Below are 15635 nucleotides of genomic sequence, written 5' to 3' on the forward strand. Positions count from 1 at the left end.
CAATCAGAAAGGAATATACATAATTATGGAAATTCATACTTCCCACGGACTTCACGGTGAGATTGAAATCCCCGGAGACAAGTCCATTTCCCATCGTTCCGTTATGTTCGGGGCACTGGCCAAAGGTACAACTGAGATTACTCATTTTCTTCAGGGAGCGGACTGTCTGTCTACGATCGGATGTTTCCGCGCTATGGGGATCGAAATTGAGAATACGCCGGAAAAGATACTGGTTCACGGCAGGGGGCTTCATGGTCTGACCGCTCCGGCCGGAACGCTGGATGTCGGGAACAGCGGTACAACCACCCGCCTGATCTCCGGAATCCTCTCCGGGCAGCCCTTTGCCACCACTTTATCGGGAGATGCCTCTCTGAATTCGCGCCCCATGAAACGGATTATGGAACCGCTGTCCCTTATGGGTGCCGATATTCAAAGTCAGAACGGTAATGGCTGTGCGCCGCTTCAGATCAACCATCACCTGAATCCCGGATCACACCCGGAGCTGAAACATATTCACTATCGTTCCAGAGTGGCATCCGCGCAGGTCAAATCCGCCGTTCTTCTCGCAGGACTTTATGCCGACGGTGTGACTGAAGTTACAGAGCCTACGCTGTCCCGCAATCATACGGAGCTGATGCTGAATGGATTTGGGGCAAATGTAATAACCATCAATCATGACGACGGAAGCGCCACGGCCTCCATTCAGCCATGCGAAGAACTTTTTGCCCGGCAGATTCAGGTTCCCGGTGACATTTCTTCCGCGGCATATTTCATTGCCGCCGGACTTCTGGTGCCGAACTCTGAACTGCTCATCCGAAATGTCGGGATCAACCCGACCCGCGCCGGACTTCTCGAAGTATGCCGCGCTATGGGCGCTGATATCACTTATGTAAACCAGACCAGTGCCAGCGGAGAACCGACCGCCGATCTGCTTGTAAGATCCAGTTCACTTCACGGTACGACGGTAGAAGGTGCGATCATCCCGACTCTCATTGACGAGATTCCAATGATCGCTGTAATGGCAGCTTTCGCAGAAGGAACAACTGTGATCAAAGATGCCGCTGAACTCAAAGTGAAGGAAACCGACCGGATCAAAACAACAACGGAAGCTCTGCTTGCCATGGGCGCAGACGTGGTTCCGACCGAAGACGGCATGATCATCCACGGTGGAAATCCTCTCCACGGCACGGACATCAACAGCTATCTGGATCACCGCATCGCAATGGCATTTTCCATCGCCGGACTTGCTGCTGCGGGAACGACCACAATACAGGACAGCCGGTGTGTCGATGTCTCTTACCCGGAATTCTATGAGTCTCTGGGCGCATTGAATCAGTAATTGAAATGCAAATGTTTTAAAAGGGAACGCAAAACTGCGTTCCCCTTTTTTATGCCTGATTGGAATCCAGAAGTTCCAGCAATTCATCTCGGTTCATACTTCCCAAATATCCATTCTCTCCACTTAAGATCTGGGTAGCAAGATCAGTTTTCTTCTCTTGCAGCTTTTGAATCTTCTCCTCAATCGTGTTCTTCGCCAGGAGTTTATACACTGTCACTTTCCGCGTCTGACCGATTCGGTGCGCACGGTCTGTCGCCTGATTCTGAACCGCCTGATTCCACCATGGATCATAATGGATGACCACATCTGCACCGGTAAGATTAAGTCCGACTCCACCTGCTTTCAATGAAATCAAAAATACCGGCGTATCTCCTTCGTTAAATTCCCTGACAAGCTCAAGACGTTTTTCTTTTGCGGTGCTTCCCGTTATCAGGAAATACGGGATTCCCGCCTTATCAAAATTCTCCTTCAAAATATCCAGCATAGAAGTAAACTGTGAAAACAGCAGGATACGATGTCCGCCATCCATCGCACTCTGCACCAGATCCAGACATGCATCAACCTTCGCGGCTTCTCCGCGATAGTGTTCAAAACAAAGCGAAGGATCGCAACAAATCTGCCGAAGCTTCGTGATTTCCGCTAATACCTGCAGCTTATTCTTATTAAACTCCTGATTGTCCTGCTCGGAAATTACCTGTTTCAAATGCAGTACCTGTCCATCATATAACTTCTGCTGTGTATCTTCAAACTTGACATACCTGATTTCTTCCATTTTCTCCGGAAGGTCTTTCAAAACATTCTCTTTCAGCCTTCTCAGGATGAAAGGAGCCGTCATCTTCTGTAGTCTTCTTGTAGCAGCCTCATCCCGATTCTTTGCAATCGGAATCTCAAGTTCTTTTCGGAAAGCTTCGTAAGAATATAAGAATCCCGGCATGAGATAATCGAAGATGCTCCAAAGCTCACTTAAGCGATTCTCGATCGGAGTTCCCGTCAGAGCATACCTGGTTTTGCTTTGTATCACCTTAACTGCTTTGGCTGCAGCTGTTGAATGATTTTTTATATACTGCGCTTCATCAATGATCTCATAGAGAAATGTTTTTTCGTCATAAAACCCAATATCACGTTTGAGCAGGTCATAAGACGTAATCAGCACATCCACATCCTTCCAGTTTTCAACAATATTCCGGCGCTCATTCTGCGTACCGGCAACCACATTTACCCGAAGTTCCGATGCAAAGCGGCTGAACTCTTCCTGCCAGTTGAAGACCAGAGAAGCCGGCGCTATGATTAGAGACGTTCCTTCTTTTCCTTCTTGTTTTGCAGAAAGAAGCACAGCAATCGCCTGCAGCGTCTTCCCAAGTCCCATATCATCCGCAAGGATTCCGCCAAATCCCCACTCCTCCAGTGTTCGCAGCCACTTAAATCCATCTTTCTGGTAAGGACGCATCACTTTGCTTAAACTCTCTGGCTCTTCAAAGTCCGCTTCCTTTACCGTCTTAAATCCTTTAATGATCTTACGGAAATGACTGTCTCTGTTACTGTAAATGCTCTCGTTTTCTTCCAGCAGTTTATCCAGATAAAGTGTCCGATACATCGGAAGATGTAGTTTGCCTTTCAGGAACTCTTTCGGCTTCACATGCAGTCCCTGAATCATCTCATTTAAAGCTTCCAGTGGAGAATTCTCCAGATCAACGAAGGAGCCATCCTTTAACCGGTAATATTTTTTCTTTGTGCGATAACTCTGCAGAAGTTCCAACAGTTCCTGCATCGGTACATCCGTAGTCGAAATTTCCAGATTCAGCATTCCCTCGGAGACAGATACCCCCGCAGATACACGAACTCTATTGATCGTACGGTATCCCAGGAAGCTTTTCGTACATTTCACTTCGCCCAGCTCCAGCATCTTATCCAGCCCGTTCTTCATCAGATTATAGATTCGTTCCTCATCTTTTCCACAACTGAAGCTTTCACTTTCCCAATTAATTTCGGGGAAATACTGAAACAGATATGCTATGGTTTCCTGTTCTCTCTCATAATCACGAAAGGCAGCCATGTTTTCAATTAATTCATCATCAAAATAGTCAGTCAGAGAGAACTCCTGTTCTCCGTAACACGCCAGTGCACGGCATACGACATCCTGCTCCGGTGCATCCAGATCAAATCGAAACTGTACTTCCGGCGGCAGATACGAACGGAATTTTTCCGGTTCCGCTTCCGTAATATCTGCTACTTCACGTAATTGTGGAAGAGTACGGTAAAAAAACTCTGCCATATGATTGCGTCCTACCAAGAAGGCAATTGAGCCACCATCAGCCGCTCTTGTCAGAGGTTCCATTTTGCCAAGAAATTCTGGTTCCACTTTCATAAAATGAGTACCACTGATATAGTAGGCTGTATCTACTCCATAGAATAATTCCGGCAAGTTTCCTCTGACTCTCACTCCATGGAATTCCTTGTGCGTCCCCAGTGTATCCGCACTGATTCTCATCTGGATCTTCGGTTCACCGATTCCCGGTTCCAGATAAATCTTTTTCACCGGTGACTTGTCGCGGTTTTCGTACTCGACAGGCTCTCCTCCCATCTGATTATAGAATTCGTCCAGCCTCCATCCATAGAGATCAACAGAACCTCCCACATCCTGCTTCTGGTAAGAATAATAGTTTCTTGATTCCATCATTCTCCGCGCAAATGCATTCTCATCCCGGACAACCTGATTAATAAAATGGATCCATTTCCGGCTTTCTTCTGTGAAATTCTCAATATTATGATTAATATTCGTACTGCTTCCATACACTGCCGTTGAAGCATTCTTAACATTCTCACAGAATTCATTCATTTTTTTTACTACAAACAGTTTGTTCTCTCCCACCTTGAAAGTCAGTGTCAGTTTTCCATCCTTCATGACCAGTCTCGGAACCAGACGCAGATTCTTCGGTTCTGCTTCCATATCCGACACAAATTTCGTCATTCGTTTATTGGAAAAAGAGGAAAGGACCCGTTTTCCACTGTAGTCCGTTGCATCTCCGATGTTCTGATCCTTTAAAATCCTTTCTGTCTCAAGTAAGGCTCCCGCCTTATACTTGCAAAACTGATTCTTCGAATAATACCAGCCATAATAATTCATCCGGCACTCAGGGCAATGACACTGAAGAGACAACAGTTCATCTCTGGCAAACTGGACATAAACCGGAAATTCGATCCCGTCTTCCTCACAACTGAAACTGATCTGTCCCAGTATTTCTCTTGTCATCTGATTATAACCGGTTCCTACCTCATCTAATCTGAGTTTGCCGTTTCTGATCACTTTCTCAGCTTCACTCTGCACTGCCTTCGAAAATTTCATCGCATTTCTGATAACCTCGGGTCTGAAGTAAGAATAATTCTCTAATGCATTCATTCTCTTTTGAGCCTTTTCTGAATCCATTTCTTCTGAGTCATCATGCCATGGATTTTCCAAAGTCTCATAATCCTTTTTCAGCATCTGTCTTCTTGCTCTTTCCTGCTGACGCTTCTTTACTTCAGACAGCATTCTCTCCTCGGCCAGCCGCTGTTCTTCTTTTCGGCGCAGTTCCTCTGCAATCCGTTCTTCTTCTGCCTTCCTGAGTTTCTCAGCCTTGCGCTTTTCTTCCTCTTTTTTCAGTTCTTCAGCTCTGCGTTTTCCTTCTTCCTCCAGACGCCGTTTTTCTTCTCGCCTTTTCGCTTCTTCCTTTTTCTTATTTCGGATTTCTTCCTTCCTGGCCTCTTCCGCACGGATTCTCTCCGCCTCTTTTTCGCGGCGCTGTTCTGCTATTTTCTTTCGTTCCTCATCCTGCCGTGCTTTTTTCGCTTTTCTCTGCTCTCTGGCAAGCTTCTTTGCAGCTTTTTCTTCTTCCTGACGTTTCTTTTCTTCCACAGCTTTTTCTTCTTCGATTCGTCTCTTTTCGCGTGCCGCTTCTTCCTCCTCCAGGCGTTTCTTTTCTTCCGCAGCTCTTTCTTCTTCACGACGCTTCAGTTCTTCTTCTTCATATGCTGTTCTTCTCCTTTTTATCTGAAGCTTCGATTTTTTTTGCTCTTCTGCTGCATGCTTTTCTTCGTTCTCCCTCCATAGCTTCATGAGTTCCTCTTCATTTTTTCGACTCTGTTCTGCCTCTTTTCTCATGTCAATCGCATAGAGTACTGCCGCCATGTGCCTGCAGTTTTTCCCACTTTTCGCGATTGCGCACTGGCAGTTCATACGTGAAATGTCATCATCCGTCATTTTGATAACAACCTCTGCTCGTTGTCTCTCTAATACTGCTGCCGAATACCCTTTCTCTGTCCTGGTCAAATCAACAACCTTTCTGTTCAAGCATGCCTTTTTGCCCCATTCCAGTGATGTTTCATCGAATCTTTCTTTCCATTCTTTCATTTGTAATGCTCCATCATATCTATTACGCAATTACTGCCATTCGCCTTCAAAAGCAAATCTCTGGCTTTGAATATATTCTTTTCCAGTATATCAGTTCCTTTCGTTGTTTACAACTGAACATTCTTCATCATTGACAACTATTCTCCCCTTTATTCGAAACACATAAAAAATGAGGACATCTCCTTCCCCCAAAGAGACATCCTCCAAAATCTATCTATAATTATCTTCCGATTTCTTCTCTAACTTCCTTGAAGCATTTTACAATGAAATCGATATCTTCTTTTGTATGGCTTGCGCAAACCTGTGTACGGATTCTTGCTTTTCCCTTCGGTACGACCGGATAAGAGAAGGCTACTACGTATACACCTTTTTCCATCATTTTCTTTGCATATTCGCCTGCCAGTCTTTCGTCATACAGCATAACCGGTACGCATGGGTGGGTTCCCGGAATGATGTCGAAGCCGTTATCAACGAGCTGTTTGCGGTAGTAAGCAGTCACTTCTTCCAAGTGATCGCGAAGCTCTGTGCTTTCTTCCAGCATGTTGAACATCTCAATGCTTGCGCCTGCGATTGCCGGTGCAAGAGAATTGGAGAACAGGTACGGACGGCTTCTCTGACGAAGAAGATCGATGATTTCCTTACGTCCGCTCGTATATCCGCCGGAAGCTCCGCCAAGTGCTTTTCCAAGTGTTCCGGTAATGATATCAACACGTCCTTCTACACCGCAGTACTCTGCAGTTCCGCGTCCATGTTTTCCTACAAAGCCAACGGCATGGCTGTCATCAACCATAACCAGCGCATTGTATTTATCAGCAAGATCACATACACCTTTCAGATTGCAGATGATTCCGTCCATAGAGAACACACCGTCTGTTGCGATCAGTTTGATTCTTGCGCCTGCTTCATCTGCAGCTTTCAGCTGTGCTTCCAGGTCTTCCATATTGTTGTTTTTATAACGGAAACGTTTTGCTTTGCAGAGACGTACTCCGTCGATGATGGATGCGTGATTCAGTTCATCACTGATGACTGCATCTTCTGCTGTCAGGATCGTCTCAAAAAGGCCACCGTTTGCATCAAAGCAGGAAGAGTAAAGAATCGTGTCATCGGTTCCGAGGAAGCTGGAGATCTTCTTCTCGAGCTGTTTATGAATGTCCTGTGTTCCACAAATAAAACGGACAGATGCAACTCCGTATCCCTTTTCATCATATGTTTTCTTTGCTGCTTCAATCAGACGCGGGCTGTCTCCCAGTCCAAGATAGTTATTTGCACACATGCAAAGCAACTCTCTGCCGTCTTCCATTTTTACTCTAGCTCCCTGCGGAGAAACGAACGGAGCCTCGCCTTTAAAAAGTCCTGCTTCCTTAATGTCCTCTACTTCTTTTGTATAAATACTTAAAATATCATTCTTACGTGCCATTTACTGCGGTCCCCTTTCTATTAATCGTTGATATGTGCCCAGTCAAGAATTACTTTTCCTGATTCTCCGGAAATCATTGCTGCAAATCCCTTTTCGTAATCTCTGATGTCAAAACGATGCGTGATGATCGGAGAGATATCCAGTCCGGCCTGAACCATAGTAGACATCTTGTACCATGTATCCCATACTTTTCTTCCGTAAATACCGCGGATATTCAATCCGTTGAAGATTACGGTCTCCAGATCTACCGTAGCATCTGTTCTCTGAAGACCCAGAAGTGCGATATTTCCACCATGTTTCATGTTGTGGATCATATCATGAAGAGCCACCTGGCTTCCGGACATTTCAAGACCCACGTCAAATCCTTCTGTCATTCCGATTTCCTTCATGACATCCGGCAGTTTTTCCTGTGTCAGATTGACCGTTCTTGTTGCTCCGAGTTTCTTCGCAAGATCCAGACGATACTGGTTCATATCTGTAATAACAACATGTCTTGCTCCTGAGAATTTTGCGATTGCTGCTGCCATAATACCAATCGGGCCGGCACCTGCAATCAGAACGTCTTCGCCAAGCATATCATAAGAAAGTGCTGTATGTGTTGCATTTCCAAACGGATCAAAGATTGCATAGAGTTCCTCATCGATAGCCGGGTTGCATGGCCATACATTGGATGCCGGAATTACCAGATACTCAGCAAACGCACCGTTTCTGTTTACGCCAACGCCCTTTGCATCTTTACAGTTCTCCTTGTGTCCTTCCAGACAGTTACGGCATTTGCCGCAGGTGATATGTCCTTCACCGGATACCAGATCGCCCGGTTTGAATCCCTGTACACCGGCTCCGACTTCTACAACTTCGCCTACATACTCGTGTCCGGCTGTAAGTCCGATCGGGATCGTGTGCTGTGCCCAGTCATTCCACTGATAAATGTGTACGTCCGTACCACAAATTGCATTTTTGTGGATCTTGATCTTCACATCATTTGGTCCAACCTCCGGGATCGGTACTCTCTTCATCCAAAGTCCCTGTTCCGGTTTTTCTTTCACCAGTGCCCACATCATATTATCATTCATGTTTTCAACCTCCGTGCTTGAAATATTTCCCTTAACCGTTACTTATATCATAAGGAAAATCAGCCGGATTTTCAACACTTTTTTCCGTGTATTGCGCACATTCTACAAGTTTATGTTTTCGTGTCGCGCACATAAACAAACGTTTTTCACTGAAGAACACATTTATGCATAAAGCACAAACACAATCCCGTATTTTTATATATTTTTACCAAATACGCTGCAACAATTTGCACAAACCTCATATTTTTGTCTTTGTACAGCGTACACCGCTTACTCCAACATCCCTTCAATTCTTTCTCTGACAGACTTTACTTTTCCGGGATCCGTCCCACCGGAGCCAATTCCGATCACGATTTCGTCTTTTATAACAATAGATGGAAAATAAAAATCGCACAGTTCTTTCTGATCACAAGTATTGACCGGGATTCCATGTGCATTACAGTAACACACGATCTGCCTGTTCAATCTGTGATTGTTAGTGGCTGCGAACACGATGTCCGCCCCCGCAAGATCCTGCTCTTCGAACTTTTTTCTGATACAATGAACCTTCTGTTCTTCTTTCAGTCTCAGGACCTCTTCACATATCTCAGATGCTATGACATGAATGTTCCCTGAAAATGCCAAAAGGGTCCGTATACGCCGTGCCGCGATCACGCCTGCCCCGATCACAACGATCTTTTTCTCCGAAATATCCACAAACATAGGGAAATAAGACTTTCGCATGGTTTACGCCTCCTGATCCAGCATATAAAGAAGGGCATTGCAGATACATGCTGCGATATTGCTTCCTCCTTTTCTTCCCTTTGCGACGATATAAGGTGTATCCTTCAGTCCAAGGATCAGCTCTTTGGACTGTACCACATTCACAAATCCCACCGGCACTCCGATGATCAGCTCGGGATTTATTTTACCTTCTTTAATTAATTCATACAATCTCACCAGCGCTGTCGGCGCGTTACCGATTGCGAAAATCAGCTTCTCGCTTAACCCGGCCGCTTTGTCCATGCTGGCCTGGGCACGGGTTGTTCCTCCCTTTTTTGCGGCCTCTGCCACGTCCTCATCGGACATAAAGCAGTACACGTGTCCTCCGTATTCAGCCAGCTTCTTTTTGTTGATCCCTGATTTTCCCATCTGAGTGTCCGTCACGATCGACGCACCGCCGCGCAGGGCTTTAAGCGCTCTTTCCACAACATGATCCGAAAAAACCAGATTGTCGACATAATCAAAATCAGCGCTGGTATGGATACATCGCTTTACGATTGGCTCCGTCCCCGGAATGAGGATTGTATCTCCCAGTTCCTCTGTAATAATCTCAAAACTTCTCTTTTCTATCTCCGCAGGCTTTACCTGCTCCAATTCTATTTTCATCGCACATCTCCTCCTTTGATTGGCAGTCCGATACCACACACCACCCGGTCCACCCGTTCGGAAAATGCTGCAAGCCTGGTGCAGATCCGTCCTGTCTCTTCACGATATCTGCGCTCGAAAGCATCGATCGGGACGAGTCCGTATCCAATTTCATCTGTTATGATCACAATTTGTGGATTTTCCCGAATGATTCTGTCTGCAAACAGTCTCATCTCTTCATATTTTTCCATTGACTTTCGGATATACAGATGAAAATGATAGACTCCTTCACACTGAAGCAGCTCTTCTTCCGAGCACGCCGCTCCATCCACCCATCTGATCCCGGGATATTCTTTTTGGGCATATTCCATTTTTCCCTGGAATGCCCCGCCAATGATCATTCTCATCTCTTCACCTCCACCGGAATTCCGTAAACCACTTCCGTTACCTGATCTGCCATTCCTGCCATACGGCAGTTGACCGTCCCAAGCACCTCTTTATATACAGTCATCTCGGGGGAATCCGGTACACTTTCAGCAAAAACTTCATTTGTAACGACCACAAGCAGACAGCTGTGATCGACAAGAAAGCGGATTCCTTCCATAATTATTTCAGCCGAATTCTCCCCTGCACCGTTCTCTTCATATAGTTCATTTGCGGCAAGATTCGACATACACTCCAACAAAACCAATGGTTTACATGCTTGTTTTTCTTCATCAAACAGCCCGATAAGCTGTTTTTTCAAATTCAGATAGCATTCAACAGTACAGAACCCTTTTCCTTCTCTCATTTTCCGGTGGCGTTCGATTTTCTGTTTTGTCTCCTCCCCAAAGGGCATCATCGTAGCAAGGTAATACCGTTTTCTCCAGGGCTCTTTTTCTCCAAATTCCATGATCAGCTGTTCTGCGTATTCCGATTTTCCGCTTCCGCTTCCTCCTGTCACCAGATGGAACATACTCCTACCTCCTGTCTGCGTACCGGTATTCCAGTGCACCGGTAGCGGCTATCTGCGTAATCCCGATAATTTCCGGCCGTATCAAATTGCAGCTCTTCATCGAGAATAACGGTATCACATAAAACTGCTTTCCCACCGCAAGCTGTTCCGCCTGATGAAGAAGCTGTGATCGTTTCTCCGGATCCGTCTCAGAGTCCGATGCCTTTACCAGTGCATCATATTCTGCATCCTTCACTCCGTTGCAATTATATGTACTGTTGGTAAGAAGGAGCGACAAATAGGTATATGGATCTGTGAAATCCGCCGTCCAGTTCATCCGGCACAATTCAAAATTTCCTGCATGGCGATCGGAATAATTAACCTGAAGTTCCTGCGCCTTCAGTTCCACGTTGATATTCAGATTTCGTTTCAGCTGTTCCTTCAGAACCTGCGCCGTATCCGAATCCAACTCCAGTGTAGGGTAATTATAAGTCAATGTCGGGAAGCCCTCTCCGTTCGGATAGCCTGCTTCCGCCAGCAGTTCTCTGGCTTCTTCTATATTCTCTTCAAATGGAGGATCCGCTTCTTCCACAAAATAATTGCCGGTAGCCTTATCTTTCATGCGCTTTGCGACAAGATTGACGGTAGGTTCCGTATCATCGCCTACGATTTTACAGAGTTCTTCCCGCTCGATTGCGAGACTCAGTGCTTTCCGGACCCGCACGTCCTGAAGCGGCTCCACATCCAGATTCGGGTAAATGTACCGTGTTGCGATCTGATTTGTCACAACCAGATCTGCTTTTCCCTGATACAGTTCCATAACATAGGATGGGAGAGAAGTCGCCACATCCACTTCTCCCGCCTCATATGCATTCGCCATGGACTGCTGATCTGCAAAAAAGCGGTACGTGATTCTGTTCAATTGTATCTGATCTGCATTCCAGTACCGTTCGTTCTTTTCCAGCACAAAATACTGTTCCGGCACATATTCTTTCAGATAAAAAGGACCGTTTGAGACACTGGTCGATGGATCTTTATCCCAGCCGTTTCCGGTCTCAGTCGCATATTTCTGACAGGATGGCGTATAGACCGGAAGGCGCAGCAGATCCAGGAAATACACACAGGGACTTTCAAGATGAAAAATCAGTGTATACTCATCCGGAGTCTCCACCCCCAGTTCTTCTATCCCTTTTTCCCCATTATAGATTGCCTCTGCATTCCGGATCGGAAAGAGATAGACAGCATATCCGCTCTGGCTCACCGGATCCAGCGCACGCTGCATTGTATTTACAAAGTCAGAAGAAGTGACCGGACTTCCGTCCGACCACACCGCCTCTTCCCGCAGATGAAATGTCCAAATCGTTGAGTCTTCATTCACTTCATAAGATTTAGCTGCGCGGTACTCAATCCTTCCATCAGAGTCATATGTCAGAAGTTCATCCAGTGCAGTTACAGAATACGCGAGGTAGGTCAGCGCGATACTTCCGGCCGGATCCATTGATCCGGTATCTGCACTGATTGCCACTGTAAGCTCCTTCTCTTCATTTCTTATTTCATCTTTCTTTTGGCTACAGCTGCCGCAAATCAAACTGACAGCAAGAAGCACTGTCAATACTGCATATATTCTCTTCATCCTGTCTCTCCTCTTGTTTACCGTTCCGTATATAAAAAACATGCCACTCTTCGTCCATCGATTGAATACATCTTTGGACGTTTTCGATAACAATACGCTCTGACATCCGGACATTTTCCGGCATAAGGACAACCATGTGACTCTTCCTCTCTCATATTTGTATTCTCCAGATTCATATTTTCAGATTCTGAGTTCTGCCTTACACTTTCTGGTTCTGTTCTGTGTCCTGCATTCAGAAGTGCTCTGGTATAGGGATGAAGAGGCTTCCTATAAACCTCATCTGTGTAGCCCTCTTCAACCATCGTTCCCAGATACATCACACACGTTCTCTGGCATAAAAAGTGCACTGCATGTAAATCATGAGAAATAAATAAAATTGTCACTTTCTCTTTTTTCTGTATTTCCTTTAATAGCCTCAGTATCTGTTCCTGCACCGGAAAATCCAGTGCCGATACCGGCTCATCGCAGACCAGGAAGCTGGGATTTCTTAAGAGTGCACGGGCAAGAGCAAGTCTCTGTCTCTGTCCTCCCGAAAATTCATCCGGATATTTCGTCAATACCTCTTCTCCCATTCCAACTCTTTCCAATACTGTTACATAGTGCTCTCTCATTTCTATTTTGTCTGTTTTCCCACCGGCAAAAATCGTCTCCGTCAACATTTGTTCGATTGTTAATGCCGGATTCAAAGCTGTAAGAGGATTCTGGAAAATCATACGTATTCCTTCCTGATGCCGGTTCTTTTTCCATTTTCTTAAAGGCACAATAGGCTTTCCCATATACCGAATTTCTCCCGCATCCGGTCTCAACATTCCGGTTATCATCCGTGCAAGCGTCGTTTTACCACATCCGCTCTCCCCGATTATGCCATAGCATTCTCCTCGAAAAATCGTCAGACTCACATCCTTGACCGCTTCTGTCACTTTGTAAGATTTACTCACATGCTCAAGCTTCAGAATCTCTTCTGCATTTCTTTGGACCTCCCGAAGTTCCCTCTGACCCAGATTTTTCACACATCGCAGCAATTCTCTTGTATATTCGTGTCTGGGTGTTTGGAAAATCTCTTCCACAGAACCTTCTTCTATCAGACTTCCTTCCTTCATAACCAGAACTCTGTCGCAGATAGAAGCGACCGCACTCAGATCATGACTGATCAGCATGACTGCCATGTCATTTTCTTTTGCGATCCGCCGAAGAAGGATCAGAATATCTTCCTGGATGGCTTCATCTAACGCAGTCACCGGCTCATCCGCAATTAAAACAGACGGATGACAGGCAAGCGCAAGTGCGATTGAAACCCTTTGGCACATTCCTCCCGACAGTTCGAACGGATACTGCTTCATTACCTCTTTCTCCCGCGTGATCTCCACCATTTTGAGAAGCTTACCGGCTTCTTGTTCCGCATCTTTCCTTCCACATCGAGCATGCTCTCTTATCGTCTCTGTCAGCTGTTTTCCCACCGTCATTGCAGGATCCAGATACGCCGACGGTTCCTGGAACACCATAGAAATTACATGTCCTCTCAATTTCTTCATCTTTTCCGGACAATCCCCGCCCATTTCGTGGTATCCTCGCAGGATTTCTTCTCCTTCGGCTTCCATATACCCAAAAGAAACCTCTGTCTCTGAAGAAAGCAGTCCCAAGACCGCTCGCATTGCCGTGGTCTTTCCACAACCGGATTCCCCCACCAGTCCAGTGATTTCTCCCTCTCTCAGCTCAAATGAGAAATGGTTTACTACACCGTCTCCTTCCTGCCGTTTATGAAATTTTACACTTAAATCATCTATTTTAAGTAAACTCATAACCTAATTCTCCCTGACGATCAGATTCAGCGAAAAGATCAATAAGATCAGCACCAGTACCGGCCACATCATTTGTGTAGGATAAATCTGCATCTGGCTTCTTGCCTCCTGGATCAGAGTTCCAAGACTTGCAGCCGGTGCAGCAATTCCAACACCCAGAAAGCTCAAAAAAGCCTCTGTGAAAATAGCTTCCGGGACAAGCAGTACTGCGTTCAAAATCACTTTTTCCTTCAGATTCGGAAGCATCTGTTTGATCAGAATCCGCATTGCCCCGGATCCCTCGAGACGGGCCGCAAGAATGTAATCCATCTCTTTTAATCGCAGAATCTCGCCACGAACTACGCGCGCCATCCGTGTCCACCCGGAGATACAGATTCCCAAAATCACCGTTTTTACACTGGCTCCGAAAAGCAGCATGAACAGGATGACATACAAAAGCGATGGAATCGAATCCACAATATCTGCTGCCTGCATCATGATCATATCCGTTTTCTTTCCGGCATATCCGGCAATCCCGCCATACAGAAGTCCCACTATCGATGAGATCAGACTGGCAAGAATGCCCACCTTCATACTGATTCCGGCCCCATACCACACTCTGCTGAAAATATCACGGCCAAATTTATCGGTGCCAAACAAATGCATCAAAGAACTACCTGCATTTCTCAGATCTGCATTCTGCGTAACCGGATCATAAAACGGAAGAAACGGAACCAAAACCGTAAAAAAAGTCAATACCAGCAGTATACAGATTCCCAGACGGCTGTATTTACTTTTCCAGAAAGTCTTCATTTGCTCCTCCTTACCGACGGTTCCAGTATCATGCGCAGGATGTCCATTGCCAGATTAACGATAATAACGACCATTCCCATAAAGATTGTGAGTCCCATGATCATCGTATAATCTCTTCCGGATACCGCATTCACAAATTCTCTTCCAAGTCCCGGGATATTAAATACCGTTTCCGTCACAAAACTTCCGGTAATGAGATAAGCGGCCGCAGGGCCCAGATACCCCAGGATCGAAGTCCACGCATGCCTCAGAATATGACAATACAAAATTTTCTTCTGGCTGATTCCCCTCGCTTTTGCCATGACCACATATTCTTTTGCAGACTCCTCCCGTATGGACTGGTTCATCATTCTAGCCACAACCGTAGTCGGATATAAAGCAAGAGATAAGACCGGGAGCACATAATGCGCCCGGGATAAAAGACCGGAAACCGGAAACCACCCAAGCTTTACTCCAAATATCAGCAAAAGCAAGACTGCCGCCGCAAAATTCGGAATCGCACCTCCAAGTACAGTTCCGATAAAAATTCCTTCTCTTACCAGAGTCTTTCTACTGCACGCCTGACAGATTCCCAGCGCCGTTCCCAGAACAAGCGCCGTCAGGATTGCCAGTCCTCCGACTTTCACCGTATACGGCCAGGCCCTTGCGATTACATCAGAAACCCGTACACCCTGCTTTTTATAAGAAATCCCCATATCTCCCCTTAACAAGCCTGTCAGGTAATTCTTATACTGAACTGCTGCCGGTTCATCCAGTCCATATTCTTTTTCCATCGTTTCTACCATATTGGGTGAAATGTTGCTGCTCTGAAATGGGCTTCCGGGCATACTTCTCGTCAGGAAAAATGTAACCGTGATCAGAACAAACAAAGAAAAAATGCCTGTTAAAATTCTTTTTATAATATAGTTCCCCAT

12 protein-coding genes are annotated in these 15635 nt (G+C 45.8%); 1 reads left to right on the plus strand and 11 read right to left on the minus strand.

Translation table 11 applies throughout. The annotated features are described in order from the left end of the window. Window positions 1-25 precede the first annotated feature (25 nt). Window positions 26-1339, plus strand: a complete 1314-nt coding sequence (aroA, locus tag ACTNBR_RS01280; RefSeq protein WP_277647229.1) for a 3-phosphoshikimate 1-carboxyvinyltransferase — start codon at window positions 26-28, stop codon at window positions 1337-1339. Window positions 1340-1388: 49 nt separating this feature from the next. Here aroA and ACTNBR_RS01285 read toward each other — a convergent pair whose 3' ends face one another. The 11 genes from ACTNBR_RS01285 to ACTNBR_RS01335 form a co-directional block, all read right to left on the minus strand. Beyond that, window positions 1389-5726 (minus strand): SNF2-related protein, encoded by a 4338-nt coding sequence (locus tag ACTNBR_RS01285; protein ID WP_441016747.1) that lies wholly within the window; start codon window positions 5724-5726, stop codon window positions 1389-1391. Window positions 5727-5946: 220 nt separating this feature from the next. Continuing rightward, a complete protein-coding gene (locus ACTNBR_RS01290; protein ID WP_427807242.1) occupies window positions 5947-7143 on the minus strand; it encodes a glycine C-acetyltransferase in 1197 nt (398 codons plus the stop codon). 20 nt (window positions 7144-7163) lie between these two features. Continuing rightward, entirely contained in the window at window positions 7164-8216 is a 1053-nt protein-coding gene (gene tdh, locus ACTNBR_RS01295; protein WP_427807241.1) for an L-threonine 3-dehydrogenase, read from the minus strand. A 270-nt stretch (window positions 8217-8486) separates the two neighbouring features. Continuing rightward, window positions 8487-8939 (minus strand): precorrin-2 dehydrogenase/sirohydrochlorin ferrochelatase family protein, encoded by a 453-nt coding sequence (locus ACTNBR_RS01300; protein ID WP_427807240.1) that lies wholly within the window; start codon window positions 8937-8939, stop codon window positions 8487-8489. A 3-nt stretch (window positions 8940-8942) separates the two neighbouring features. Beyond that, the gene (locus tag ACTNBR_RS01305) at window positions 8943-9584 is read right to left on the minus strand and encodes a precorrin-8X methylmutase (protein ID WP_427807239.1); all 642 of its coding nucleotides are present in this window, start codon (window positions 9582-9584) and stop codon (window positions 8943-8945) included. Next, window positions 9581-9970 (minus strand): bifunctional adenosylcobinamide kinase/adenosylcobinamide-phosphate guanylyltransferase, encoded by a 390-nt coding sequence (locus tag ACTNBR_RS01310; RefSeq protein WP_427807238.1) that lies wholly within the window; start codon window positions 9968-9970, stop codon window positions 9581-9583. The genes ACTNBR_RS01305 and ACTNBR_RS01310 overlap by 4 nt, the downstream gene beginning before the upstream one ends. Next, the gene (locus tag ACTNBR_RS01315; protein WP_441016750.1) at window positions 9967-10518 is read right to left on the minus strand and encodes a bifunctional adenosylcobinamide kinase/adenosylcobinamide-phosphate guanylyltransferase; all 552 of its coding nucleotides are present in this window, start codon (window positions 10516-10518) and stop codon (window positions 9967-9969) included. Before ACTNBR_RS01315 ends, ACTNBR_RS01310 begins: the two co-directional genes overlap by 4 nt. 4 nt (window positions 10519-10522) lie before the next feature. Continuing rightward, window positions 10523-12130 (minus strand): peptide ABC transporter substrate-binding protein, encoded by a 1608-nt coding sequence (locus tag ACTNBR_RS01320; RefSeq protein WP_427807235.1) that lies wholly within the window; start codon window positions 12128-12130, stop codon window positions 10523-10525. Window positions 12131-12147: 17 nt separating this feature from the next. After that, the gene (locus tag ACTNBR_RS01325; protein ID WP_427807234.1) at window positions 12148-13929 is read right to left on the minus strand and encodes a dipeptide ABC transporter ATP-binding protein; all 1782 of its coding nucleotides are present in this window, start codon (window positions 13927-13929) and stop codon (window positions 12148-12150) included. Window positions 13930-13932: 3 nt separating this feature from the next. After that, window positions 13933-14721 carry an ABC transporter permease gene (locus ACTNBR_RS01330; RefSeq protein ID WP_441016753.1) on the minus strand — a complete coding sequence of 263 codons (789 nt, stop codon included), beginning with the start codon at window positions 14719-14721 and terminating at the stop codon, window positions 13933-13935. Beyond that, entirely contained in the window at window positions 14718-15635 is a 918-nt protein-coding gene (locus tag ACTNBR_RS01335; protein WP_427807232.1) for an ABC transporter permease, read from the minus strand. Before ACTNBR_RS01335 ends, ACTNBR_RS01330 begins: the two co-directional genes overlap by 4 nt.

Source organism: Bariatricus sp. HCP28S3_F11 (assembly GCF_052065395.1).
In the GTDB taxonomy this organism is placed as follows: domain Bacteria; phylum Bacillota; class Clostridia; order Lachnospirales; family Lachnospiraceae; genus Allocoprococcus.

What these genes read in the sequence shown, in the direction of transcription:
- tdh (WP_427807241.1), bottom strand. Translation starts at nt 8,216, where the DNA reads ATGAATGATAATATGATGTGGGCACTGGTGAAAGAAAAACCGGAACAG.
- ACTNBR_RS01285 (WP_441016747.1), bottom strand. Translation starts at nt 5,726, where the DNA reads ATGAAAGAATGGAAAGAAAGATTCGATGAAACATCACTGGAATGGGGC.
- ACTNBR_RS01305 (WP_427807239.1), bottom strand. Translation starts at nt 9,584, where the DNA reads ATGAAAATAGAATTGGAGCAGGTAAAGCCTGCGGAGATAGAAAAGAGA.
- ACTNBR_RS01325 (WP_427807234.1), bottom strand. Translation starts at nt 13,929, where the DNA reads ATGAGTTTACTTAAAATAGATGATTTAAGTGTAAAATTTCATAAACGG.
- ACTNBR_RS01320 (WP_427807235.1), bottom strand. Translation starts at nt 12,130, where the DNA reads ATGAAGAGAATATATGCAGTATTGACAGTGCTTCTTGCTGTCAGTTTG.
- ACTNBR_RS01335 (WP_427807232.1), bottom strand. Translation starts at nt 15,635, where the DNA reads ATGGGGAACTATATTATAAAAAGAATTTTAACAGGCATTTTTTCTTTG.
- ACTNBR_RS01315 (WP_441016750.1), bottom strand. Translation starts at nt 10,518, where the DNA reads ATGTTCCATCTGGTGACAGGAGGAAGCGGAAGCGGAAAATCGGAATAC.
- ACTNBR_RS01310 (WP_427807238.1), bottom strand. Translation starts at nt 9,970, where the DNA reads ATGAGAATGATCATTGGCGGGGCATTCCAGGGAAAAATGGAATATGCC.
- ACTNBR_RS01330 (WP_441016753.1), bottom strand. Translation starts at nt 14,721, where the DNA reads ATGAAGACTTTCTGGAAAAGTAAATACAGCCGTCTGGGAATCTGTATA.
- ACTNBR_RS01290 (WP_427807242.1), bottom strand. Translation starts at nt 7,143, where the DNA reads ATGGCACGTAAGAATGATATTTTAAGTATTTATACAAAAGAAGTAGAG.
- ACTNBR_RS01300 (WP_427807240.1), bottom strand. Translation starts at nt 8,939, where the DNA reads ATGCGAAAGTCTTATTTCCCTATGTTTGTGGATATTTCGGAGAAAAAG.
- aroA (WP_277647229.1), top strand. Translation starts at nt 26, where the DNA reads ATGGAAATTCATACTTCCCACGGACTTCACGGTGAGATTGAAATCCCC.